This is a genomic window from Micromonospora sp. NPDC050686 (genome assembly GCF_040654475.1).
Taxonomy (GTDB): Bacteria; Actinomycetota; Actinomycetes; order Mycobacteriales; family Micromonosporaceae; genus Micromonospora.
Genome location: NZ_JBFAID010000004.1, coordinates 113,296 through 134,960 on the forward strand (window position 1 = coordinate 113,296; position 21,665 = coordinate 134,960).

A 21,665-nucleotide genomic window follows, 5' to 3' on the forward strand; every position below is an offset into this window, starting at 1 on the left:
AAAGAAGGGCACGGCCGTCGCGGCCGTGCCCTTCTTTCGCGTACGCCGATCCTCCGGCGCGCCGCGACCCGCAGTTGTTGACCGGGGTCCCTTCCTTGCACCTCAGAAGTCGCCGTCGGCTACCTGGAAGACGGTGAGGTTGAGGGAACGCCACATCTGGACCACCTGCTGCCGGTCGTCGAAGACCCCGACCACCCGGTACCGGTCCCGGATCTCCCGCTCGTAGATCTCCTGCTTGACCACGGCGTCCTTGCGGTGGTCGCCGACCGCCCGCAGGTGCAGCGCCAGGTAGGGCACCCGGACGTGCCGGTCCAGCCAGGCGACGGTGTCGGCGCGGGCGGAGGCGTCCCGGCCGGAGCAGAAGACCACCGCGTGACCGGCCGCGTGCATCGCCCGCACCGCCGCCACGACCGCCTCGTTCGGCTCGTCCTCGCCGACCCGGGTCATGTCGTACGGACTGCGGGAGACGTTCAGCGCCACCGTGCCGTCGATGTCGACCAGGACGATCGCCGGTCGCTCGTCGGTCGGGGCGGCCACCCGCGCCGGTCCGCCCGTCCGGGCGGCGGGCACCGGCAGCGGCAGCGGGCGGTTCGCCAGGAACCGCTCGTGCAGCCGGCGGATCGCCGCCTCGCCGACCCGGTCGACCTCGGGGCGGGCGGCGTCCCGGCGCAGGCACTCCGCCAGCGGCACGTCGGTGAAGTCGTGCACCTCGAACGCGGCGCCGTACCGCTGGGCCACCTCCGCCCAGTCGCGCAGGGTGCGGGCGCGCAGGTTGGTGTCGTCGACGCAGACGCTCACCCGGCCGGCCAGCAGCGCCTCCACCTGGGCCCGCTGGGCGCGGGTGACCTGCCCCTCGGCCCACTGCGTGAAGAGCCGCTCGCCGTGCATCATCCGGCGCAGGTCGTCCCGGTTCACCCGGACCACGCCGGGCTGGAGCCGGCGGGCGAAGGTGGTCTTGCCGGAGGCGGGCAGGCCCCGGGTGGCGATCAGACGGAACATGCCCTCTCCTCACGTTCGTCCCGTTGCGGCCCGGCCGTCCCGCTCCGGCCGTCCCACGGTACGGCCGCGCAGGAATGCCGGCGCCGGTGGCCGGGAATGCGTACCGGAAGGTGAGCGTTGAGCCAGCCGGACCTGGTGTGCTCACCCGCCTGCCGGGTGGGCGCGAGCCCATGGCACACTGGTCAATCGGCCACCGGTTCCGGTTCACGCCACGATCCGCCGCGACGGCGGCGGAGGCGACCCGGCGACCACCCACGAAAGGACCGAGGCGACATGAAGCCCAACATCCACCCGGAGTACGTGAGCACCGAGGTCACCTGCTCCTGCGGTAACACCTTCACGACCCGCAGCACCGCCAAGGGCGGCTCGATCCACGTCGAGACCTGCAGCGCCTGCCACCCGTTCTACACCGGCAAGCAGCGCGTCCTGGACACCGCCGGCCGGGTCGCGAAGTTCCAGCAGAAGTACGCCAAGGTTCAGCCGAAGAAGGCCAAGTAACTCTTCCGACGACGCCCGTGTCCGGCCTCCGTGCCGGGCGCGGGCGTTCGTCCGTTCCACCCTCGGTAACCCCGTCCGGTGTCGTCGTCGAAGGAGCATCCCCCGCATGAGCAGTGAGCGCCTGGCCGCCCTCCTCGACGAGTACGCCGAGCTGGAGAAGCGGCTGGCCGATCCGGCGATCCACGCCGACCAGGGCGTCGCCCGCCGGGTCGGCCGCCGGTACGCCGAACTGGTCCCGCTGCACAAGGCCGCCGGTGAGCTGGAGCAGGCCCGGGCCGACCTGGCCGCCGCCCGGGAACTCGCCGCCGAGGACTCTTCCTTCGCCGGCGAGGCGGAGTCGATCGCCGCGACCCTGCCCGGGCTGGAGGAGCGCCTCGCCGAGCTGCTCATCCCGCGCGACCCGCACGACGCCAAGGACGTGATCGTCGAGATCAAGGCCGGCGAGGGCGGGGAGGAGTCGGCGCTGTTCGCCGGCGACCTGCTGCGGATGTACACCCGGTACGCCGAGCGGCACGGCTGGCTCACCGAGGTGATCGACGCGCAGGACTCCGACCTCGGCGGGGTCAAGGACGTCTCGCTGGCGATCAAGACCAAGGGGGTGCCGGAGGGCGGCAACGGCGTCTGGTCCCGGCTCAAGTGGGAGGGCGGCGTGCACCGGGTGCAGCGGGTGCCGGTCACCGAGTCGCAGGGCCGGATCCACACCAGCGCGGCCGGCGTGCTGGTGCTGCCCGAGGCGGAGGACGTGGACGTCACCATCGACCCGAACGAGCTGCGGATCGACGTGTTCCGCTCGTCGGGGCCGGGCGGCCAGTCGGTGAACACCACCGACTCGGCGGTGCGGATCACCCACGTGCCGACCGGGATCGTGGTCTCCTGCCAGAACGAGAAGTCCCAGCTGCAGAACCGGGAGCAGGCGATGCGCATCCTGCGCGCCCGGCTGCTCGCCGCCGCCCAGGAGCAGGCCGACGCCGCCGCCTCGGACGCCCGCAAGGCGCAGGTGCGCACCGTGGACCGCTCGGAGCGGATCCGCACCTACAACTTCCCGCAGAACCGGATCACCGACCACCGGATCGGCTACACCGCGTACAACCTGGACCTGGCGCTGGCCGGCGACCTCGACGGCGTGCTGGACGCGCTGACCGAGGCCGACCGCGCCGCCCGCCTCGCCGGCGACCCGGAGCTCAGCCGCCGCTGACCCGGCCGGCGCCGGGCCGGCCAGCCGGCGGGGTCGGGCGCGCTGCGGTCAGGAGGCGCGCGGGCGGGTCTTGGCGCGCAGCATCTCCCGGTCGGCGGCCTCGAACGCGGCGCCCAGGGCGTCCCGCAGCGTCGGCCCGGCCCCGTCGCCCACCTCGGCGAAGCCGATGCTGATCCCCACCGGGGTCTCCGGCACCAGCGACTCCCAGTCCTCGGTGCGTACCGCGGCCTCGATCCGCCGGGCCACCTCGGCGGCCTCCGACATGACCGCGCCGGGCAGCACCACCACGAACTCGTCCCCGCCGTAGCGGGCCACGAAGTCGCCCCGACGCATCACCCGGTTGATCACGCCGGCGATGCGTTGCAGCACCAGGTCACCGGAGTGGTGCCCGTGCCGCGTGTTCACCGCCTTGAAGCCGTCCAGGTCGCAGACGCCGATCACCACCCGCTCGCCGCGCGCCACCACCGCGCCGATGTAGCGCTCCAGCCGGCGGCGGTTGGGCAGCCCGGTCAGCGGGTCGGTCAGCGCCTCGCCCTCGTACCGGGCGGCCTCGCGGCGCATCTCCTCGTGGTCGATGCGGGCGGCGATGCCGTCGATGTAGACGTCGCGGAGCCGGTCGTTGCGCTGCGCGGCAAGCCGGAAGGCCAGTCGGTCGGCCCGGTGCGCGGCGGCGTGGTCGCCGGCCTGGGAGAGCGCGAGGCTGCGCAGCCGGGCCGGCTCGGCCGCGCCCAGGGTCTCGTCGCCGACCCGGGTCCGGTCCAGCCAGGTGACCGCCTCGATCGGGCGGCCGTCGGCCACCGCCAGGCAGACCTGGCCCAGCCGGGCCATGTCGCGGGCCCGGGCGCTGTCCCCGCCGTGTTCGAGCAACCGGGCCGGGTCGGCGTCGGTGCCCCGGTCCACCCGGTCGCCCAGCGCGGCCCGGCGGGCGGCGGCGTAGCCGTACGCGGCGAGGCTGCTCGGCCGCAGCCGGTCGGCCTGCCCGGCGCGTCGGAAGCGGGCGAAGTCGCCGGCGACGTCCCGCAGCACCCGCAGGCAGCCGTCGCTGTCCCCGTTGTGGTCCAGGGCGACCGCGTTGCGCAGCCGGATGCCCGGCGCGGCGAAGGTCTCCGCCGGGATGCCGGCGGCCGTGCCGAGCTGCCGGGCCCGCTCGATGGCGCCCAGCGCGTAGCCGTGGAAGCTGAGGTAGGAGTACGCCATCGCCAGGTCGTGCCAGCCCCAGGCGGTGTGCGCGTCGGGATCCTCCACCGCGCCCAGCGCCCGGGCCGCCTTGACCAGGTGGGTGACGCACCGGTCGAGCGCGCCCTGGTGGTGCGCGGCGAGGGCGGCCAGCGCGTTGAGATGCCCGTGCAGGTACGGCTCGGCCAGGTCCCGGACGGTGGCGGACGCCTCCTCGATGGCCCGGGTGAACTCGGCCGTGCGCCCCAGGTTGATCAGCGCGGAGAGGCGCTGCACCAGGGCCTCGGCCCGGGCGTACGGGTCGGTCGTGGTGCGGATGACCCGGTCCAGGACCACGCACGCCTCGGCCGAACGGCTCGACTCCTGCAGGCGCTGGGCGTGCTTCAGGGCGTCAACCTGGTCGGTGACCCGGTCGAACCAGCCCACCCGCGACCTCCTGTCGGTGTGCGTGTGCCGCACCGGCTCGTGGCGCGCCCGGCCGACGACTCATGATTATTACGTGACCCACGATGCCCGACACCCGTCCGAAGGGACAAAACCGGTCCGGCCGTCCCACGCGGTGGTCCGGGCCGCCCGCCGGCTGGCCGACGCCGGCGTCGAGGCGCCCCGGGCCGAGGCGGAGCAGCTCGCCGCGTACGTGCTGGGGGTGCCCCGGGGCCGGCTGGCACTGGTCAACGGGTTCGACCCGGCCCAGCTTGGCCGGTTCGACGCGCTGGTCGCCCGGCGGGCCGACCGGGAGCCGTTGCAGCACCTGACCGGGGTGGCCGGGTTCCGGCACCTGGAGCTGGCGGTCGGGCCGGGGGTGTTCGTGCCCCGGCCGGAGACCGAACTGCTGGCCGGCTGGGGGGTGGCCCGGGGCGGGCGGGTGCCGGCGCCGCTCGTGGTGGACCTGTGCAGCGGCTCCGGCGCGATCGCCCTGGCCGTCGCCCAGGAGCTGCCGGCGGCCTGGGTAATGGCGGTGGAACGCTCGCCGGAGGCACTGCGCTGGCTGCGCCGCAACGCGGCGGACCGGGCCGCGGCGGGGGACCGGCCGATCGAGGTGGTGGCGGCCGACGTCACCGACCCGGAGTTGCTGGCCGACCTCACCGGCCGGGTGGACGTGCTGCTCTGCAATCCGCCGTACGTGCCGCGGTCGGTGGTCGTACCGCCGGAGGTGGCCGGTCACGACCCGGACGAGGCGGTCTTCGGTGGGGCGGACGGGTTGGCGGTGATCCGCCCGGTGGTCCGGCGGGCGGCGGAACTGCTGCGGCCCGGTGGGGTGCTCGGCATCGAGCACGACGACACGCACGGGTCGGCCGTGCCGGAGCTGCTCGCCGCCGACGGCCGGTTCGAGGCCGTCGAGGAGCACCGGGACCTGACCGGACGCCCTCGATTCGCCACCGCGTCCCGCCGGTCGGACGGCGCGCGCCCCGACCCGGGCCCGGCGTGGCAGACTGGCTCCTCGTGATGCTCTACGACTGCCGGTCGCCCGCCGACCGGGACCGCGGCATCGCTGCGGCCATCGAGGCGGTCAAGAACGGCGAACTCGTCGTCCTGCCCACCGACACGGTCTACGGGATCGGCGCGGACGCGTTCACCCCGTACGCGGTCAAGGCGCTGCTGGACGCGAAGGGCCGGGGCCGGCAGATGCCGCCGCCGGTGCTGATCGGCTCCCGGCACACCCTCGACGGCCTGGTCTTCTCGCTGCCCCGCGCGGCCCGGGACCTGGTCGAGGCGTTCTGGCCGGGCGCGCTGACCATCGTGGTCGAGCACTCGCCCACGCTGAACTGGGACCTGGGCGACAAGACCGGCACGGTGGCGGTGCGGATGCCGCTGCATCCGGTGGCGCTGGAGGTGCTGCGCGAGACCGGCCCGATGGCCGTCTCCTCGGCGAACAAGACCGGCCAGCCGGCGGCGGTCACCGCGGAGGAGGCCCGGGACCAGCTCGGCTACTCGGTGCGCGCCTACCTGGAGGCGGGGCCGTGCCCGGACCCGGTGCCGAGCACGATCGTGGACCTGACCGGCGACGTGCCGCAGGTGCTGCGCCGGGGGGCCATCCCGATGGAGAAGCTGCTCGACGTGGTCCCGGACATCGTCGACGTCCGGGAGGCGTGAGTGCCGCCGTTCACCGTCCTGCACGTGTGCATGGGCAACATCTGCCGCTCACCGATGGCCGAACGACTGCTGGTGCTCGCCGTGCGGGAGCGGCTGGGCCGGCACGGCGTCGACCCGGCCCGGGTGGACGAGCTGCTGCACAGCCACAGCGCGGGCACGGGCGGCTGGCACGCGGGGGAGGAGATGAACCCGCCGGCGGCCCGCCAGGTGCTCTCCCGGGGCGGTGCGGTCGAGGGCTTCGCCGCCCGCAAGCTGCGCTCGGACCACATCGACGCCGCCGACCTGGTGCTCACCGCCACCGCCGACCAGCAGGAGTACGTGCAGGCGCTGCGCCCCGACGCCGCCGCCCGCACCTTCGTGCTGGGCGAGTTCGGCCGGCTGCTCGGTGTGGTGGACACCGCGGGGCTGCCGCCGGCCGGGGCCACCCCGGAGGCGGTATACGAACGCGGAGTCGCCCTGGTGGCCGCCGCGCACGAGGCCCGGGCGGGCGCACCCGCGCTGAGCACCGACGACCTGGACGACCCGTGGGGCCGCGGCGACCAGTGCTTCAGTCGGGTGGCGGACGAGATCGAGGAGGTCGTCCACCCCCTCGCCAGCAGCCTGCTGCCCTGAGCCGCCCGCCCGCCCGCTCCGGCGCCCGTACGCCGGTCGTGTGGAGTTCTCGTGAGTTTTCTGCGGGTTTGCTCGTGAACGGGGGCGAAAAGGGCATTCTGGACGGGTCCTAGCGTGACCGGCTCCTGCGGGGAGAGCTGATGTTCCGGGCCTATCTCAACAAGGGCTTCACCGTTCTGGTCGCCGGCGTGCTGGCCGGCCTGGCGCTGGCCGTGGCGGCCCTGCCGGCCGCGCTGGTCTACGGCATCAGCTTCGGCGGGCTGGCCGTCCCCTGGGCCGAGCTGCCCGCCTCGCTGCGGACGCCGCCGAGCGTGCAGCGGTCGAACCTGTACGCCGGTGACGGCGTCACCCTGATCACCTCGTTCTACGAGGAGGACCGGGTGGACGTGCCGCTGTCCGGGGTGGCGCCGGTGATGCGACAGGCGATCGTGGCCGCCGAGGACGCCCGGTTCTACCAGCACCGCGGGGTGGACGCGCGCGGCGTGGCGCGGGCGTTCACGGCCAACCAGCGCGGCGGCGGGGCCCGCCAGGGCGCCTCCACGCTGACCATGCAGTACGTGCGCAACGCCCTGGCCGGTGACCCGCGGCGCACCGCCGAGGAGCGGGCCCGGGCCACCGAGATCACCGCCGGCCGCAAGGTGCGGGAGATGCGGTACGCGCTGGCCCTGGAGCGGGGGCTGAGCAAGGAGCAGATCCTCGGCCGCTACCTCAACATCGCCTACTTCGGCGCCGGGGCGTACGGCATCTCCGCCGCCAGCAAGCGGTACTTCTCCAAGTCTCCGGCGGACCTCACGCTGGCCCAGGCCGCCCTGCTCGCCGGGTTGGTCCGCTCGCCGGCCACCGACGACCCGATCAACGGGGACGCCGGGGCCGCCCTGACGCGCCGGTCGTACGTGCTGGAGCGGCTGGTGGAGACCGGCCAGGTCCCGCCCGCCGACGCCGAGCGAGCCCGGGTCGAGCCGCTGGACCTGCGCCCCAGCGCCACGCCCAACGACTGCACCGGCGTGGCCGAGGGGCACAGCGACTGGGCGTTCTTCTGCGACTGGTTCACCCGGTGGTGGGACACCCAGCCGGCCTTCGGCGCCTCGGTGGACGAGCGGCGGCACCTGCTCCGCCGGGGCGGGTACCGGATCGTCGCCTCGCTGGACCCGGCGATCCAGGCCGCCCTGCAGGCGGAGGTGCTGGAGGTGTACGGCACTGACGAGCCGCGGGTGGCGCCCACCGTGGTGGTGCAGCCGGGCACCGGGCGGGTGCTGGCCATGGCGGTGAACCGCAGCTACGGCGTGGCGGCCAACCCGGCCGGGCAGCGCAACTACCCGAACACGGTCAACCAGCTGGTGGCGGGCGGCGGATCGATCGCCGGCTACCAGGCCGGCTCTACCTTCAAGCTCTTCACCATGCTCGCCGCGCTGGAGTCCGGGCTGCCCCTGGACACCGGCTACGACGCCCCGGCCCGGCTGGTGACCAGGTTCCCGGCCTCCGGCGGGCCGGCCGACTGCGGCGGGCGGTGGTGCCCGGAGAACGCCGACGCGGCGATGGACGGCTACCGCACCATGTGGACCGCCTTCGGCCGCTCGGTGAACACCTACTTCGCCTGGCTGGAGCAGCGGGTCGGGGCGGACCGCGCGGTCGAGATGGCCGAGCGGCTCGGGATCGTGTTCCGCGCCCCGGACGACGCCACGCTGGCCCGGCAGAGCGCCCGGGACTGGGGGGCCTTCACCCTCGGCGTCTCCGCCACCACCCCGCTGGACCTGGCCAACGCGTACGCCACGCTGGCCGCCGAGGGGACCTGGTGCGCGCCGCGGCCGGTCCGCTCGATCACCGACCCGGCCGGCCGGACCGTGGCCGCCGGTCGCCCCGACTGCCGGCAGGTGCTCGACACCGAGGTGGCCCGGGCGGCCACCGACGCGGCCCGCTGCCCGGTGGGCGACCAGTCGATGTACCGGCGCTGCAACGGCGGCACGGCGGAGGACCTGCGGTCCCGGCTGGGCCGGCCGGTGGCCGGCAAGACCGGCAGCTCGGAGCGGTACGAGACGGAGAGCGTGGTGGCCTTCACCCCGCAGCTCGCGGTCGCCTCGATCGCCGCCAACCCGGACGACCCGCGCGACGCGGTGGGCAAGGCGGTGCAGCAGCGGATGGTGGACGCGGTCGGCCGGGTGCTCGCGTACGCCCTGCGTGGCGAGCCGGCCCGCGACTTCGTACCGCCGAGCGAGTCGATCGCGTACCGGACCACCGGTGCGCGCGACGGCAACTGACCGGCGCCGGCTGTTAGGAGGGGGCCCCGCTTAACAGCCGGGTGTCAAGCGGGGCCCCCGCCTTGCACCTCGGCGCCGCGGGCGATGTTGCGGGCCATGCCGCCGAAGACGATCGCGTGGAACGGGTAGACCGACCCCCAGTACGCGTGCCCGACCAGCCCGTGCGGCAGGAAGACCGCCCGTTGCAGGTACCGGCTGCCGCCGCCCTCGGCCGGCTCGGCGCGCATCTCCAGCCAGGCCCGGCCGGGCAGCCGCATCTCGGCCCGCAGCCGCAGCAGCTCACCCGGCACGATCTCCTCGACCCGCCAGAAGTCCAGCGCCTCGCCGACCCGGAGCCGGTGCGGGTCGCGCCGCCCCCGGCGCAGGCCCACCCCGCCGACCAGCCGGTCCAGCCAGCCCCGCAACGACCAGGCCAGCGGGAAGGAGTACCAGCCGTGCTCGCCGCCGACCCCCTCGATCACCCGCCACAGCGCGGCCGGCGACGCGTGCACCACCCGCTCCCGGACGTCGGTGTAGACGGTGCCGCCGGACCACTTCGGGTCGCTGGGCAGCGGCTCGGCCGGGGCGTCCGGCCCGCTCGCCGTGGACCAGCGGGTCTCCACCTCGGCGTCGCGGATCTTCGCCAGGGCCAGCGCGACCGAGTGGTCGAAGCCGGTCAACCCGCCGGGCGGGTCGGGCACGTACCGGGCGATGTCGTGCTCGTGCGCCACCGCCTCGTGCACCAGGCTCTCCACCAGCGGACGGGCGATGCCGCTCGGGACCGGGGTGATCAGGCCGACCCAGAGCGAGGAGAGCGACGGGGTGAGCGCCCGCACCGGCAGGATGACCCGGTGGGGCAGGTCGGCCACCCGGGCGTACCGCTGCATCATCTCGGTGAAGGTGAGGATGTCCGGGCCGCCGATGTCGAAGGCCCGGTTCACCTCCGGCGGCAGCGTGGCGCAGCCGGCCAGGTAGCGCAGCACGTCCCGGACCGCGATCGGCTGGATCCGGTTGCGTACCCAGCGGGGGGTGACCATGGCCGGCAGCCGTTCGGTGAGGTAGCGCAGCATCTCGAAGGAGGCCGAGCCCGACCCGATGATCACCGCCGCCCGGAGCACCGCCGTCGGCACCCCGCCGGCCAGCAGGATCCGCGCCACCTCGGCCCGGGACCGCAGGTGCGGCGAGGGGGTCCCGCCCTTCGGGTCCGGGCCGCCGAGGTAGACGATCCGGCGTACGCCCGCGGCGCGCGCCGCCGCGACGAAGTTGGTCGCCGCGTCCCGGTCGGCCGCCTCGAAGCCGGCCTGACCCAGCGAGTGCACCAGGTAGTACGCGACGTCGACGCCCTCGAACGCGGCCGGCAGCGTCTCCGGCCGGCGCAGGTCACCCTCGGCGATCTCCGCCTGGGCGGCCCACGGCACGTCCCGCAGCCGACCGGCCCGGCGGGCCAGGCAGCGGACCTGGTGTCCCTCCGCCAGCAGCCGGGGCGTCAGTCGTCCGCCGATGTAACCCGTCGCTCCGGTGACCAGGCATCTCACGGCCTCCAGTCTGCGGCTCCGTAGACTCCTTCGCTGTGAAGAACGCGAGAGACACCTTCTGGGGGCCGGACTTCCAGCAGCTCACCGCCGTCGACCCGGAGATCGCCGGGGTGGTGCTGGGCGAGTTGGACCGGCTGCGCGGCGGCCTGCAGCTGATCGCCAGCGAGAATCTGACCTCCCCGGCGGTGCTCGCCGCGCTCGGCTCGACGCTGACCAACAAGTACGCCGAGGGCTACCCGGGCCGGCGCTACTACGGTGGCTGCGCCGAGGTGGACCGGGCCGAGGAGATCGGGATCGCCCGGGCGAAGGAGCTGTTCGGCGCCGAGCACGCGAACCTCCAGCCGCACTCCGGAGCGAGCGCCAACCTGGCCGCGTACGCGGCGCTGGTGCAGCCGGGGGACACCGTCCTCGCCATGGACCTGCCGCACGGTGGCCACCTCACCCACGGCAGCCGGGTGAACTTCTCCGGCAAGTGGTTCCACGCGGTCGGCTACACCGTCCGGCGGGACACCGAGCTGATCGACTACGACGAGGTGCGGGACCTGGCCCTCGCGCATCGCCCCAAAATGATCATCTGCGGGGCCACGGCCTATCCCCGGCTGATCGACTTCCGGGCGTTCCGGGAGATCGCCGACGAGGTCGGGGCGTACCTGATGGTGGACGCGGCGCACTTCATCGGGCTGGTCGCCGGCGCCGCCATCCCCTCCCCGGTGCCGTACGCCGACGTCGTCTGCGCCACCACCCACAAGGTGCTGCGCGGCCCGCGCGGCGGCATGATCCTCTGCCGGGAGTCCCTCGCCGCCCGGATCGACAAGGCGGTCTTCCCGTTCACCCAGGGCGGGCCGCTGATGCACGCCGTCGCGGCCAAGGCGGTCGCGCTGCGCGAGGCCGCCCAGCCCGACTTCCGGACGTACGCCGCCCAGGTGGTCGGCAACGCCCGGGCGCTGGCCGCCGGGCTGGCCGAGGAGGGGATGCGGCCGGTTTCCGGCGGCACCGACACCCACCTCGCCCTGCTCGACCTGCGGCAGGTGGGGGTGACCGGGGCCGAGGCCGAGGCGCGCTGCGACGCCGCCGGCATCACGCTGAACAAGAACGCCGTCCCGTACGACCCGCAGAAGCCGATGGTCGCCTCCGGCATCCGGGTGGGCAGCCCCAGCGTCACCACCCAGGGCATGCGCGAGGAGGAGATGCGCCGGATCGCCGCGCTGATCGCCCGGGCGGTACGGACCGACCCGGGGGCGCCCGGGGGCGCCGACGAGCTGACCCGGATCGCCGCCGACGTGACCGGCCTGGTCGCCGCCTTCCCGGCGTACCCCCGTGGCTGAGCGCGGGGTGGACGGCGCGGAGGCGGCGGCGGACCGGGGCTGGCGGCTGCGCCACCTGCCGGTGCTGCTGAGCGCGACGGCCGTGCTGGCCGCGCTCGCCGCGGTGGCCGGCGGGATGCTCCGGGGCGCGGACGGCGCGCTCGGCGCGGCGGCCGGAGTGGCCGTGACCGCGGTCAGCTACTCGCTGACCACGGTGGTGCTGGCCTGGGCGGACGCCCGCGACCCGCAGCTGATCCTGCCGTTCGGGTTGGGTCTCTACATCGCCAAGATGACCCTGCTCGGCGGCGTGATGGTGCTGGTCGCGTCGACCGGGTGGCCGGGCCTGATCCCGTTCTGCCTCGGCATCGCCGCGGGCGTGGTGGTCTGGACCGGGGTGCACATCTGGTGGCTCGCCACCCGGCACGCCCGCCGGGTCCACAACTGACCGTCCCACCGTTCGGACGGCACGCCGACGTGTCCGCGATCGGTCATTCTCTCAGTCGCCGAGGAGGAGTAGCGTGCCTCAAGACGACGTCGCCCACCCGTGTCCCACACAACCAGGTTGTGCGGGGGGTGAGGCACAGCCTCGTCTCCTCGACTGATATCGTTCGCCCCGTCATGGCCGGTGACCAGAAACCCCCCAACGCTGGCGGCTCGGGCGACGTTCCGTCCGGTGCCGGTCAGGGTTGGACCGCGCTCAGCTACCTCATCGGGGGAATGCTGGTGTGGGGTTTCATCGGCTGGCTGGTCGACCAGTGGCTCGACACCGGCGGCATCGCCACCGGGATCGGCGTCGTGCTCGGCATGGCCGGGGGGATCATCCTGGTCGTCCGCCGGCTCGGCACGCCTACTTAGGAAGGGACGCGGTGTTCGGACAGGCGAACGTCCTGGCAGCGGGCCAGGCGGCATTCCCACCGAGCGTGGAGGACTTCTACCTGCCCAGCATCCTGCCCTGGGGTGCGCACGACTCGTACTGGTTCACCAAGATCACCGCCATGGTCTGGATCGCCGTCGGCGTTCTGATCATCTTCTTCCTCGCCACCTACCGGAACCCGCAGCTGGTCCCGACGAAGAAGCAGTGGTTCGCCGAGTCGATCTACGGTTTCGTCCGCAACAACATCGCGGTCGACATGATCGGGCACCGCGGGGCACGGTTCGCGCCGTACTTCACCACGCTCTTCTGCTTCATCCTGCTGACGAACTTCTTCGCGATCGTGCCGTTCTTCCAGATCTCGCCGAACTCGCACATCGCCTTCCCGGCCTTCCTCGCCGTGATCAGCTACGTGATGTTCATCTATGTCGGCATTCGGCACCACGGCTTCGTGAAGTACGTCAAGAACTCTCTGATCCCGCCGGCGCCCTGGTACATCCTGCCGATCCTGATCCCGATCGAGTTCTTCTCGACCTTCCTGGTCCGGCCGTTCTCGCTGGCCGTGCGTCTCTTCGCCAACATGTTCGCCGGCCACATGCTCCTGCTGGTCTTCACGCTCGGCGGCTTCGCCATGCTCAGCGCCAACACCTGGCTGGCGCCGGTCTCGGTGCTGTCCTGGGTGATGACGATCGCGCTGACCTTCCTCGAGTTCCTGGTGATCTGTCTGCAGGCGTACGTCTTCACGGTGCTGACCGCCAGCTACGTGCAGGGCGCGCTCGCCGACGAGCACTGATCATTCTTCGTACCAACCGTTGTCGTCCCGCGTGACCGTCACGCGTGATAACCAGGAGGAACCACAATGAGCATCCTTGCCGAGGTAACGGGCAGCACCGCTGCCATCGGTTACGGCCTGGCCGCCATCGGCCCGGGCATCGGCGTGGGCCTGGTCTTCTCGGCCTACATCCAGTCGACCGCCCGCCAGCCGGAGTCCTCGCGGATGACCCTGCCGTACGTCTGGATCGGCTTCGCCGTCATCGAGGCCCTCGCGCTGCTGGGTATCGCGTTCGGCTTCATCTGGGCCGGCACCGCCTGATCCAGCCCCTCTGACCGGGAGGTTTTCCCATGTACTTCCTCGCCGCTGAGGGTGGTGAGGCGACCCACAACCCGATCATCCCCATCTGGCAGGAGATCGTGGTCGGCGGGATCGCCTTCATCGTGCTCTGCTTCGTGCTGATGAAGTTCGTCTTCCCGCGCATGGAGCAGACGTTCCAGGCCCGGGTCGACGCGATCGAGGGTGGCATCAAGCGCGCCGAGGCCGCCCAGGCCGAGGCGAACCAGCTGCTCGAGCAGTACCGTGCGCAGCTCGCCGAGGCGCGTACCGACGCCGCCAAGATCCGGGACGACGCCCGGGCCGACGCCGAGGGCATCCGCCAGGACATCCTCGCCAAGGCGCGGGAGGAGTCCGACCGGGTCATCGCGGCCGGCAAGGAGCAGCTCGCCGCCGAGCGGGCCACCATCGTGCGCGAGCTGCGCACCGAGGTCGGCACCCTGGCGGTGGACCTGGCCAGCCGGATCGTCGGTGAGTCGCTGGCCGACGAGGCGCGTCGCAAGGGCACCGTGGACCGGTTCCTGAGCGGTCTCGAGAGCACGGGGGCCCGCTGATGCAGGCCGCCAGCCGGGAGTCGTACAAGGTCGGGGCCGAGCGCCTCGACGCGTACGTCCGCGGCGCGGAGCCGTCGGCGGTGGCCGCCACCGCCGACGACATCCTCTCCGTCGCCACCCTGCTGCGGCGGGAGCCGCGGCTGCGCCGGGCGCTCTCCGACCCGGCGCGCTCGGGCGGGGACCGCAGCGCGTTGCTCACCGGGATCCTGGGCGGCAAGGTCGGCGCCGACGCGCTCGACCTGGTCACCGCGCTGGTCTCCGGCCGCTGGTCGGCCCCGTCCCAGCTGCTCGACGGCACCGAGCGGCTCGGCGTGGAGGCGCTCCTGGCGAGCGCCGACACCGCCGGCGAGCTGGGCGAGGTCGAGGACGAGCTGTTCCGCTTCGGGCAGGTCGTCTCCGGCTCCACCGAGCTGTCCAACGCGCTTTCCGACCCGATGGCCCCGGCCGAGCTGCGGGCCACCCTGGCCCAGCAGCTGCTCGCCGGCAAGGCCCGGCCGGTCACCGTCCGGCTCGTCGAGGCCGCGCTGGCCGGCTTCGGGGGACGCTCCTTCACCGGTGCGCTCACCCGGCTGGTCGAGCTGGCCGCCGACCGGCGGGACCGGCAGGTCGCGTACGTGACCGTGGCGGCTCCGCTGAGTGACTCCGAGGAGCGACGCCTCGGCGCCCGCCTCTCGGAGATGTACGGTCGAGAGGTTTCCGTCAAGCAGACGGTCGACCCCGAGGTACTCGGTGGGGTGAGCGTGCGGGTCGGCTCCGACCTGTACGACGGCACCGTCCTGCGCCGCCTCAACGAGACCCGCAACGCGCTCGCCAAGCGCTGAGCAGCCCTGATACGTCGCCACCGGACCGGTCGGTACTAGGTATCCCGGGCCCTGAGATACTTAAGGAAGCAGAGGATGGCCGAGCTGACCATCTCGACGGAGGAGATCCGCGGCGCCCTGGAGCGCTACGTCTCCTCCTACTCGTCCGACGTCTCCCGCGAGGAGGTCGGCACCGTCGCCGACGCCGGCGACGGCATCGCCCACGTCGAGGGCCTGCCCTCGACCATGACCAACGAGCTCCTGGAGTTCGAGGACGGCACGCTCGGCGTGGCGTTGAACCTCGACGTCCGGGAGATCGGTGTCGTCGTCCTCGGTGACTTCGCCGGGATCGAAGAGGGTCAGCGCGTCAAGCGCACCGAGCGGGTGCTCTCCGTCCCGGTCGGCGACGCCTTCCTCGGCCGCGTGGTCGACGCGCTCGGCAAGCCGATCGACGGCCTTGGCGACATCGCCGACGAGGGCTACCGGGAGCTGGAGCTCCAGGCCCCGAACGTGATGTCCCGCCAGTCCGTCTTCGAGCCGATGCAGACCGGCCTCAAGGCCGTCGACGCGATGACCCCGATCGGCCGCGGCCAGCGCCAGCTGATCATCGGTGACCGGAAGACCGGCAAGACCACGGTCGCCCTGGACACCATCCTCAACCAGCGGGAAAACTGGCGCTCCGGCGACCCGACGAAGCAGGTCCGCTGCATCTACGTCGCCATCGGCCAGAAGGCATCCACCATCGCCTCCATCAAGGGGACGCTGGAGGCGGCGGGCGCGATGGAATACACCACCATCGTCGCCTCCCCGGCCTCCGACCCGGCCGGCTTCAAGTACCTCGCCCCCTACACCGGCTCGTCCATCGGGCAGCACTGGATGTACGGCGGCAAGCACGTCCTGATCGTCTTCGACGACCTGAGCAAGCAGGCCGAGGCGTACCGGGCCGTGTCGCTGCTGCTGCGCCGCCCGCCGGGCCGTGAGGCGTACCCGGGTGACGTCTTCTACCTGCACTCGCGGCTGCTGGAGCGCTGCGCCAAGCTCTCCGACGAGCTGGGTGGCGGCTCGATGACCGGCCTGCCGATCATCGAGACCAAGGCGAACGACATCTCGGCGTTCATCCCGACCAACGTCATCTCCATCACCGACGGCCAGATCTTCCTGGAGACCGACCTGTTCAACCAGGGCGTCCGGCCGGCCATCAACGTCGGCACCTCGGTCTCCCGGGTCGGTGGCGCCGCGCAGGTGAAGCCGATGAGGAAGGTCGCCGGCTCGCTGCGGCTGAACCTGGCCCAGTTCCGTGAGCTGGAGGCGTTCGCCGCCTTCGCCTCCGACCTGGACAAGGCCTCCCAGGCGCAGCTGAACCGCGGCAGCCGCCTGGTCGAGCTGCTGAAGCAGCCGAACTACTCGCCGTACCCGGTGCAGGAGCAGGTCGTCTCGGTCTGGGCCGGCACCGAGGGCAAGCTGGACGACGTCCCGGTCGGCGAGGTCCGCCGCTTCGAGTCCGAGTTCCTCCAGTACCTGCGGCACAAGCACGAGGGCGTGCTGGCCGCGATCAGGGACAACAAGTGGGACGACGACATCGTCGGTTCGCTGGACTCCGCGATCAGCGAGTTCAAGAAGGTCTTCCTGGGCAAGGAGGACGAGGTGCGGGTCAACGAGGCCCCGGCGCAGCCGCTGGAGGGCGAGCAGAACCGCGAGACGGTGACCCGCTTCCGCGACAGCGCCGCCGACCGCCCGGCCGAGAGCTGATCCATGGCCGCCCAGGTACGCGTTCTCCGGCAGCGGATCCGGTCCGCCAAGGGGATGAAGAAGATCACCAAGGCGATGGAGCTCGTCGCGACGAGCCGCATCGCCAAGGCTCAGGCCAAGGTGGCGGCGTCGCTGCCGTACGCCCAGGCGATCACCGGCGTGCTGACGGCGCTGGCCTCCAACGCCCGGATCGACCACCCGCTGCTCACCCCGCGCGAGCGGGTGCGGCGGGCGGGCGTCCTGCTGGTCACCTCCGACCGCGGTCTGGCCGGTGGGTACAGCTCCAACGCGATCCGCACCGCCGAGTCGCTGATCGCCCGGCTGCGGGCCGACGGCAAGGAGCCGGTGCTCTACGTCATCGGCCGCAAGGGCGTGGCGTTCTACCGGTTCCGTAACCGGGAGATCACCGAGAGCTGGACGGGCTTCTCCGAGCAGCCGACCTTCGACGACGCCCGCGCGGTCGGCGAGACGCTGATCAAGGCGTTCACCGCCGGCGCGGACGACACGGACGGCGACGCCGGGGCGGACGGGATCCTCGGGGTCGACGAGCTGCACATCGTCTACACCGAGTTCAAGTCCCTGATGACCCAGAACCCGGTGTCGCGGATCATCGGCCCGATGCAGGTCGAGGATCGGCCGCGGTCGGAGGCCCCGGGCGGGCTGCTGCCGGCGTACGAGTTCGAGCCGGAGCCGGAGTCGCTGCTCGACGCGCTGCTGCCGAAGTACATCAACACGCGGATCTACGCGGCGTTGCTGGAGTCGGCGGCCAGCGAGTCGGCCGCCCGTCGGCGGGCGATGAAGAGCGCCACCGACAACGCCGAAGAGATGATCGAGAAGTACACGCGTGAGATGAACTCGGCCCGTCAGGCCGGCATCACCCAGGAGATCAGTGAGATCGTCGGCGGCGCGAACGCGCTGGCCGCGTCGGGAAGTGAAGTGTGATGACTGTATCCGCAGTTGAGACCAAGACGGCCACGGGTCGCGTGGTCCGGGTCATCGGCCCGGTCGTCGACGCCGAGTTCCCGCGCGACGCGATGCCGGAGCTGTTCAACGCCCTGCACGTCAACGTGAATCTGTCCGGCGGTGAGAAGACGCTGACCCTGGAGGTCGCCCAGCACCTGGGCGACAACCTGATCCGCGCCATCTCGATGCAGCCGACCGACGGCCTGGTCCGCGGCACCGAGGTACGCGACACCGGCGCGCCGATCAGCGTGCCGGTGGGCGACGCGGTCAAGGGCCACGTGTTCAACGCGATCGGCGAGTGCCTCAACCTCACCGAGGGCGAGACCATCAACGCGGACGACCACTGGGGCATCCACCGCAAGGCCCCGGCCTTCGCGGACCTGGAGCCGAAGACCGAGATGCTGGAGACCGGCATCAAGGTCATCGACCTGCTCGCCCCGTACGTCAAGGGCGGCAAGATCGGCCTGTTCGGCGGCGCGGGCGTGGGCAAGACGGTGCTCATCCAGGAGATGATCACCCGGGTGGCCCGGAACTTCGGTGGTACCTCGGTCTTCGCCGGCGTGGGTGAGCGCACCCGCGAGGGCAACGACCTCATCGCCGAGATGACCGAGTCGGGCGTCATCGACAAGACCGCGCTGGTCTACGGCCAGATGGACGAGCCGCCGGGCACCCGGCTGCGGGTCGCGCTCTCCGCGCTGACCATGGCGGAGTACTTCCGGGACGTGAAGAAGCAGGAGGTGCTGCTCTTCATCGACAACATCTTCCGCTTCACCCAGGCCGGCTCCGAGGTCTCCACGCTGCTCGGCCGGATGCCGAGCGCCGTGGGTTACCAGCCGACCCTGGCCGACGAGATGGGCGAGCTCCAGGAGCGGATCACCTCCGTCCGGGGTCAGGCCATCACCTCGATGCAGGCGATCTACGTGCCCGCCGACGACTACACCGACCCGGCGCCGGCCACCACGTTCGCCCACCTCGACGCGACCACCAACCTGGAGCGGTCGATCTCCGACAAGGGCATCTACCCGGCCGTGGACCCGCTGGCGTCCTCGTCCCGGATCCTCGCCCCGGATTTCGTCGGCGAGGAGCACTTCGCTGTCGCCACCGAGGTGAAGCGGATCCTGCAGCGCTACAAGGACCTGCAGGACATCATCGCCATCCTGGGTATCGAGGAGCTTTCCGAGGAGGACAAGCTCACCGTCGGCCGGGCCCGCCGGATCGAGCGCTTCCTCTCGCAGAACACCTACGCCGCCGAGCAGTTCACCGGCGTGCCGGGCTCGACGGTGCCGATCACGGAGACCATCGACGCGTTCCGGCGGATCGCCGAGGGCGAGTTCGACCACTTCCCGGAGCAGGCGTTCTTCATGTGCGGCGGCATCGAGGACCTCGAGGCCAAGGCCAAGGAGCTGATGGCGCAGGGCTGAGAATTTCGCCACAGCCGAAAAGGGCCACCCCGGACGTTTCCGGGGTGGCCCTTTGTCGTACTGGGATCGTTCGCGCTGGATGTCGCTTTGCGCGGGTCGCTTGACCGCCTGAGCAGGGGGGTACGGTTCGAGCCACGCTCGCGTACTGGGTGGAATGTGCAACCCACGCAGGGTCACGGGCGTGAAACCTGCAACGGAACGACTCTGTGCGCCCGTCTTCAGAGGCGAGGGCGTGACGAGGGGAGCTGCTCGTGGGTGAGGCCGGCAAGAACCGCCGAGGGCGGTCGCGCTGGTCCGGCGTACCGCGCTGGGCCCGGCTGTGCACCATCTTCGGCACTGTGCTGATGCTGCTCAGCGGCGCGGTGCTGGTCGGTTACGAGGCCCTGGTGGCCCGCTACGAGGGCTCGGTCGGCAAGGCCGACCTCTTCGGCGACCAGGCGGCCGGAGCCAAGGAGCGGAAGAGCGACATCAAGGGCCCACTCAACATCCTGCTGGTCGGCATCGACCCGCGTAACCCGAAGCAGCGGCCGCTCGCCGACTCGATCATGGTCCTGCACGTGCCCGCCGGGCTGGACCGGGCGTACCTGTTCTCGGTGCCGCGCGACCTGTACGTGGACATCCCCGAGTTCTCCAAGGCCGGGTACGCCGGCGGCAAGGGCAAGCTCAACGGCGCGATGTCGCACGGCAGCGTGGTGCCCGGCGGCGGCGACCCGGACGCCGCGCGGGGCTTCGAGCTGCTGGCCAAGACCGTGCAGCAGGTCACCGGCATCAAGCGCTTCGACGCCGGGGCGATCATCAACTTCAACGGCTTCACGAAGATCGTCGACGCGATGGGCGGCGTCGACATGTACATCGAGCGGGACGTCCGCTCCGAGCACCGCAAGCCGGACGGCACCCTGCGCGAGGGCAACCCCAACGGCGAGGGCTACATCGGGCCGCAGGCCGAGTACCAGAAGGGCAACGCCCACCTCAAGGGGTGGCAGGCGCTGGACTACGTCCGGCAGCGCTACCCGCGCAACGGCGTGCCGGACGCCGACTACGGCCGGCAGCGGCACCAGCAGCAGTTCATCAAGGCGATGGCGGACCAGGCGTTCAGCGCCGACGTGGTGACCAACCCGGTCAAGCTCGACCGGGTGGTACGGGCCGCCGGTGAGTCGTTGATCTTCAACGGCCGGGGCAGCAGCATCGTCGACTACGCCATCGCGCTGAAAAACCTGCGGTCCAGCTCGATCGAGACGATCAAGTTGCCGGGCGGGGCGGTGAACAGCGGCTCCCGCTACCTTGGTGAGCGGTTCGAACCCGGGGTGGAGGACTTCTTCACCGCGCTGCACAACGAGCAATTGGATGCGTTCCTGCTGGAACATCCCGATTTCCGGCAGGTAACCAAGTAGCGTCGGCGCCAGGGGGCGGGGTCCGGGGTCGTACCTCGCGGAACTCGTGGTGCAACTCTCGGCACCCGCGTTGGGTGGCGCCGGGCGACGCGACTAGAATTTCCCGCAATCCGCCCGCCGCAGCAAGGAGACAGCGTGGCAAAGCAGCTTCACGTCGAGCTCGTAGCCGTCGAGGAGAAGGTCTGGACGGGTGAGGCCGAGATGGTCGTCGCCCGGACGACCGAGGGTGAGCTGGGTGTGCTGCCGGGGCACGCGCCTCTGCTCGGCCAGCTCGCCGAACCGAGCCAGGTGCGCATCAAGCAGGCCGGCGGCGAGCAGCTCGCGTACGACGTCGCCGGTGGCTTCCTGTCGGTGACCGGTGAGGGCGTGACGGTCCTCGCCGAGAGCGCCAGCCCGGCCACTCCGGCGCGCTGAGCCGACCCGCCGATGGAGATCGTGGAAGGGATCGGTATCGGCGTCGCGGTCGTCCTCGCCGCGCTTCTGATCCTCTTCCTCCGGCGTGCCCTGGTGACCGGTAGCGGGGGCATCATCCGGCTCAGTGTCCGGGTCACCACCATGCTCGACGGCCGAGGCTGGTCGCCCGGTTTCGGCCGGTTCGCCGGCGACGAACTCCGCTGGTACCGGATGTTCAGTTTTGCCATCCGGCCCAAGCGGGTGCTGTCCCGCAAGGAACTGGTGGTGGAACGACGGCGCCTTCCGGAAGGGCAGGAGCGACTCTCCATGCCCGCCGACTGGGTGATCCTCCGCTGTACCAGTCGACACGCCCCGGTGGAGATCGCCATGGCCCGGTCCACGGTCACCGGATTCCTCTCCTGGCTCGAGGCCGCCCCGCCCGGGGCGGCCTCGCCGCGTCTGGCCTCGCAGGACTGGCCGGCCGCCTGACCCGCGGCCCGACCGGCCTCCTTCCATGCCCGCTCGCCGCCCGTCGCCGGGCTCCTCAAGCCCGCCGCCCGGCGCCGGGCTGCCTCAAGCCCGCGGCCCGTCGCCGGGCTGCCTCAAGCCCGCGGCCCGTCGCCGAGGTGCGCCGGAAGCCCCGCCGCGACGATGGCAGACACCTTCCGGCACGCTACGAACTTGACGTCATAAACGAATCACCCCGCACCGAGCCCGGCAGACGGGCTGCCCCGGCCCTGGCTCCGCCCCTGGTGGGGCTGGGTGCCG

The 21,665-nt window shown here is 72.2% G+C and carries 22 protein-coding genes; 19 read left to right on the plus strand and 3 right to left on the minus strand.

Annotation, left to right across the window (positions count from 1 at the left end; all coding sequences use genetic code 11):
• Positions 1 to 102 precede the first annotated feature (102 nt).
• Entirely contained in the window at positions 103 to 999 is an 897-nt protein-coding gene (locus tag AB0H57_RS05745) for an AAA family ATPase (protein ID WP_357503059.1), read from the minus strand.
• A gap of 273 nt (positions 1,000 to 1,272) precedes the next feature.
• Here AB0H57_RS05745 and rpmE point away from each other — a divergent pair, with 273 nt between their 5' ends.
• Complete coding sequence (rpmE, locus tag AB0H57_RS05750) at positions 1,273 to 1,497, plus strand: 50S ribosomal protein L31 (RefSeq protein ID WP_357503061.1); 225 nt, start codon at positions 1,273 to 1,275, stop codon at positions 1,495 to 1,497.
• Between the two features lie 106 nt (positions 1,498 to 1,603).
• Complete coding sequence (prfA, locus tag AB0H57_RS05755; protein ID WP_357503063.1) at positions 1,604 to 2,692, plus strand: peptide chain release factor 1; 1,089 nt, start codon at positions 1,604 to 1,606, stop codon at positions 2,690 to 2,692.
• A gap of 48 nt (positions 2,693 to 2,740) precedes the next feature.
• Here prfA and AB0H57_RS05760 read toward each other — a convergent pair whose 3' ends face one another.
• The gene (locus AB0H57_RS05760; protein ID WP_357503065.1) at positions 2,741 to 4,294 is read right to left on the minus strand and encodes a GGDEF domain-containing protein; all 1,554 of its coding nucleotides are present in this window, start codon (positions 4,292 to 4,294) and stop codon (positions 2,741 to 2,743) included.
• A gap of 73 nt (positions 4,295 to 4,367) precedes the next feature.
• Here AB0H57_RS05760 and prmC point away from each other — a divergent pair, with 73 nt between their 5' ends.
• The 4 genes from prmC to AB0H57_RS05780 all read left to right on the plus strand — a co-directional run bounded on the left by prmC (position 4,368) and on the right by AB0H57_RS05780 (position 8,829).
• Complete coding sequence (gene prmC, locus AB0H57_RS05765; RefSeq protein WP_357503067.1) at positions 4,368 to 5,315, plus strand: peptide chain release factor N(5)-glutamine methyltransferase; 948 nt, start codon at positions 4,368 to 4,370, stop codon at positions 5,313 to 5,315.
• On the plus strand, positions 5,315 to 5,962 hold the full coding sequence (locus AB0H57_RS05770; RefSeq protein ID WP_357503312.1) for an L-threonylcarbamoyladenylate synthase: 648 nt from the start codon (positions 5,315 to 5,317) through the stop codon (positions 5,960 to 5,962). Before prmC ends, AB0H57_RS05770 begins: the two co-directional genes overlap by 1 nt.
• Complete coding sequence (locus AB0H57_RS05775; RefSeq protein WP_357503069.1) at positions 5,963 to 6,574, plus strand: phosphotyrosine protein phosphatase; 612 nt, start codon at positions 5,963 to 5,965, stop codon at positions 6,572 to 6,574.
• Positions 6,575 to 6,714: 140 nt separating this feature from the next.
• Positions 6,715 to 8,829, plus strand: a complete 2,115-nt coding sequence (locus AB0H57_RS05780; RefSeq protein WP_357503071.1) for a transglycosylase domain-containing protein — start codon at positions 6,715 to 6,717, stop codon at positions 8,827 to 8,829.
• A gap of 44 nt (positions 8,830 to 8,873) precedes the next feature.
• Here AB0H57_RS05780 and AB0H57_RS05785 read toward each other — a convergent pair whose 3' ends face one another.
• A complete protein-coding gene (locus AB0H57_RS05785; protein WP_357503073.1) occupies positions 8,874 to 10,343 on the minus strand; it encodes an SDR family oxidoreductase in 1,470 nt (489 codons plus the stop codon).
• Between the two features lie 35 nt (positions 10,344 to 10,378).
• Here AB0H57_RS05785 and glyA point away from each other — a divergent pair, with 35 nt between their 5' ends.
• The 13 genes from glyA (at position 10,379) to AB0H57_RS05850 (ending at position 21,386) form a co-directional block, all read left to right on the plus strand.
• Positions 10,379 to 11,668, plus strand: a complete 1,290-nt coding sequence (gene glyA / locus AB0H57_RS05790; RefSeq protein ID WP_357503075.1) for a serine hydroxymethyltransferase — start codon at positions 10,379 to 10,381, stop codon at positions 11,666 to 11,668.
• Entirely contained in the window at positions 11,661 to 12,092 is a 432-nt protein-coding gene (locus tag AB0H57_RS05795; protein WP_357503077.1) for a hypothetical protein, read from the plus strand. The genes glyA and AB0H57_RS05795 overlap by 8 nt, the downstream gene beginning before the upstream one ends.
• 173 nt (positions 12,093 to 12,265) lie before the next feature.
• Positions 12,266 to 12,502 (plus strand): hypothetical protein, encoded by a 237-nt coding sequence (locus AB0H57_RS05800; RefSeq protein WP_357503079.1) that lies wholly within the window; start codon positions 12,266 to 12,268, stop codon positions 12,500 to 12,502.
• Positions 12,503 to 12,513: 11 nt separating this feature from the next.
• Positions 12,514 to 13,311, plus strand: coding sequence for a F0F1 ATP synthase subunit A (gene atpB / locus AB0H57_RS05805; RefSeq protein WP_357503081.1), 798 nt, complete (start codon positions 12,514 to 12,516; stop codon positions 13,309 to 13,311).
• A 66-nt stretch (positions 13,312 to 13,377) separates the two neighbouring features.
• Positions 13,378 to 13,611, plus strand: a complete 234-nt coding sequence (locus AB0H57_RS05810; protein ID WP_046563803.1) for an ATP synthase subunit C — start codon at positions 13,378 to 13,380, stop codon at positions 13,609 to 13,611.
• A gap of 29 nt (positions 13,612 to 13,640) precedes the next feature.
• Complete coding sequence (locus AB0H57_RS05815; protein ID WP_357503083.1) at positions 13,641 to 14,180, plus strand: F0F1 ATP synthase subunit B; 540 nt, start codon at positions 13,641 to 13,643, stop codon at positions 14,178 to 14,180.
• On the plus strand, positions 14,180 to 15,001 hold the full coding sequence (locus AB0H57_RS05820) for a F0F1 ATP synthase subunit delta (RefSeq protein WP_357503085.1): 822 nt from the start codon (positions 14,180 to 14,182) through the stop codon (positions 14,999 to 15,001). Before AB0H57_RS05815 ends, AB0H57_RS05820 begins: the two co-directional genes overlap by 1 nt.
• Positions 15,002 to 15,076: 75 nt before the next feature.
• The gene (atpA, locus tag AB0H57_RS05825; protein WP_357503087.1) at positions 15,077 to 16,729 is read left to right on the plus strand and encodes a F0F1 ATP synthase subunit alpha; all 1,653 of its coding nucleotides are present in this window, start codon (positions 15,077 to 15,079) and stop codon (positions 16,727 to 16,729) included.
• Between the two features lie 3 nt (positions 16,730 to 16,732).
• Entirely contained in the window at positions 16,733 to 17,671 is a 939-nt protein-coding gene (locus tag AB0H57_RS05830; protein ID WP_357503089.1) for a F0F1 ATP synthase subunit gamma, read from the plus strand.
• A complete protein-coding gene (gene atpD / locus AB0H57_RS05835) occupies positions 17,671 to 19,113 on the plus strand; it encodes a F0F1 ATP synthase subunit beta (protein WP_357503091.1) in 1,443 nt (480 codons plus the stop codon). Before AB0H57_RS05830 ends, atpD begins: the two co-directional genes overlap by 1 nt.
• A 245-nt stretch (positions 19,114 to 19,358) precedes the next feature.
• A complete protein-coding gene (locus tag AB0H57_RS05840) occupies positions 19,359 to 20,504 on the plus strand; it encodes an LCP family protein (RefSeq protein ID WP_357503314.1) in 1,146 nt (381 codons plus the stop codon).
• Positions 20,505 to 20,639: 135 nt separating this feature from the next.
• Entirely contained in the window at positions 20,640 to 20,918 is a 279-nt protein-coding gene (locus AB0H57_RS05845; protein WP_357503093.1) for a F0F1 ATP synthase subunit epsilon, read from the plus strand.
• 12 nt (positions 20,919 to 20,930) lie between these two features.
• On the plus strand, positions 20,931 to 21,386 hold the full coding sequence (locus AB0H57_RS05850) for a DUF2550 domain-containing protein (RefSeq protein WP_357503095.1): 456 nt from the start codon (positions 20,931 to 20,933) through the stop codon (positions 21,384 to 21,386).
• Positions 21,387 to 21,665: the final 279 nt, after the last annotated feature.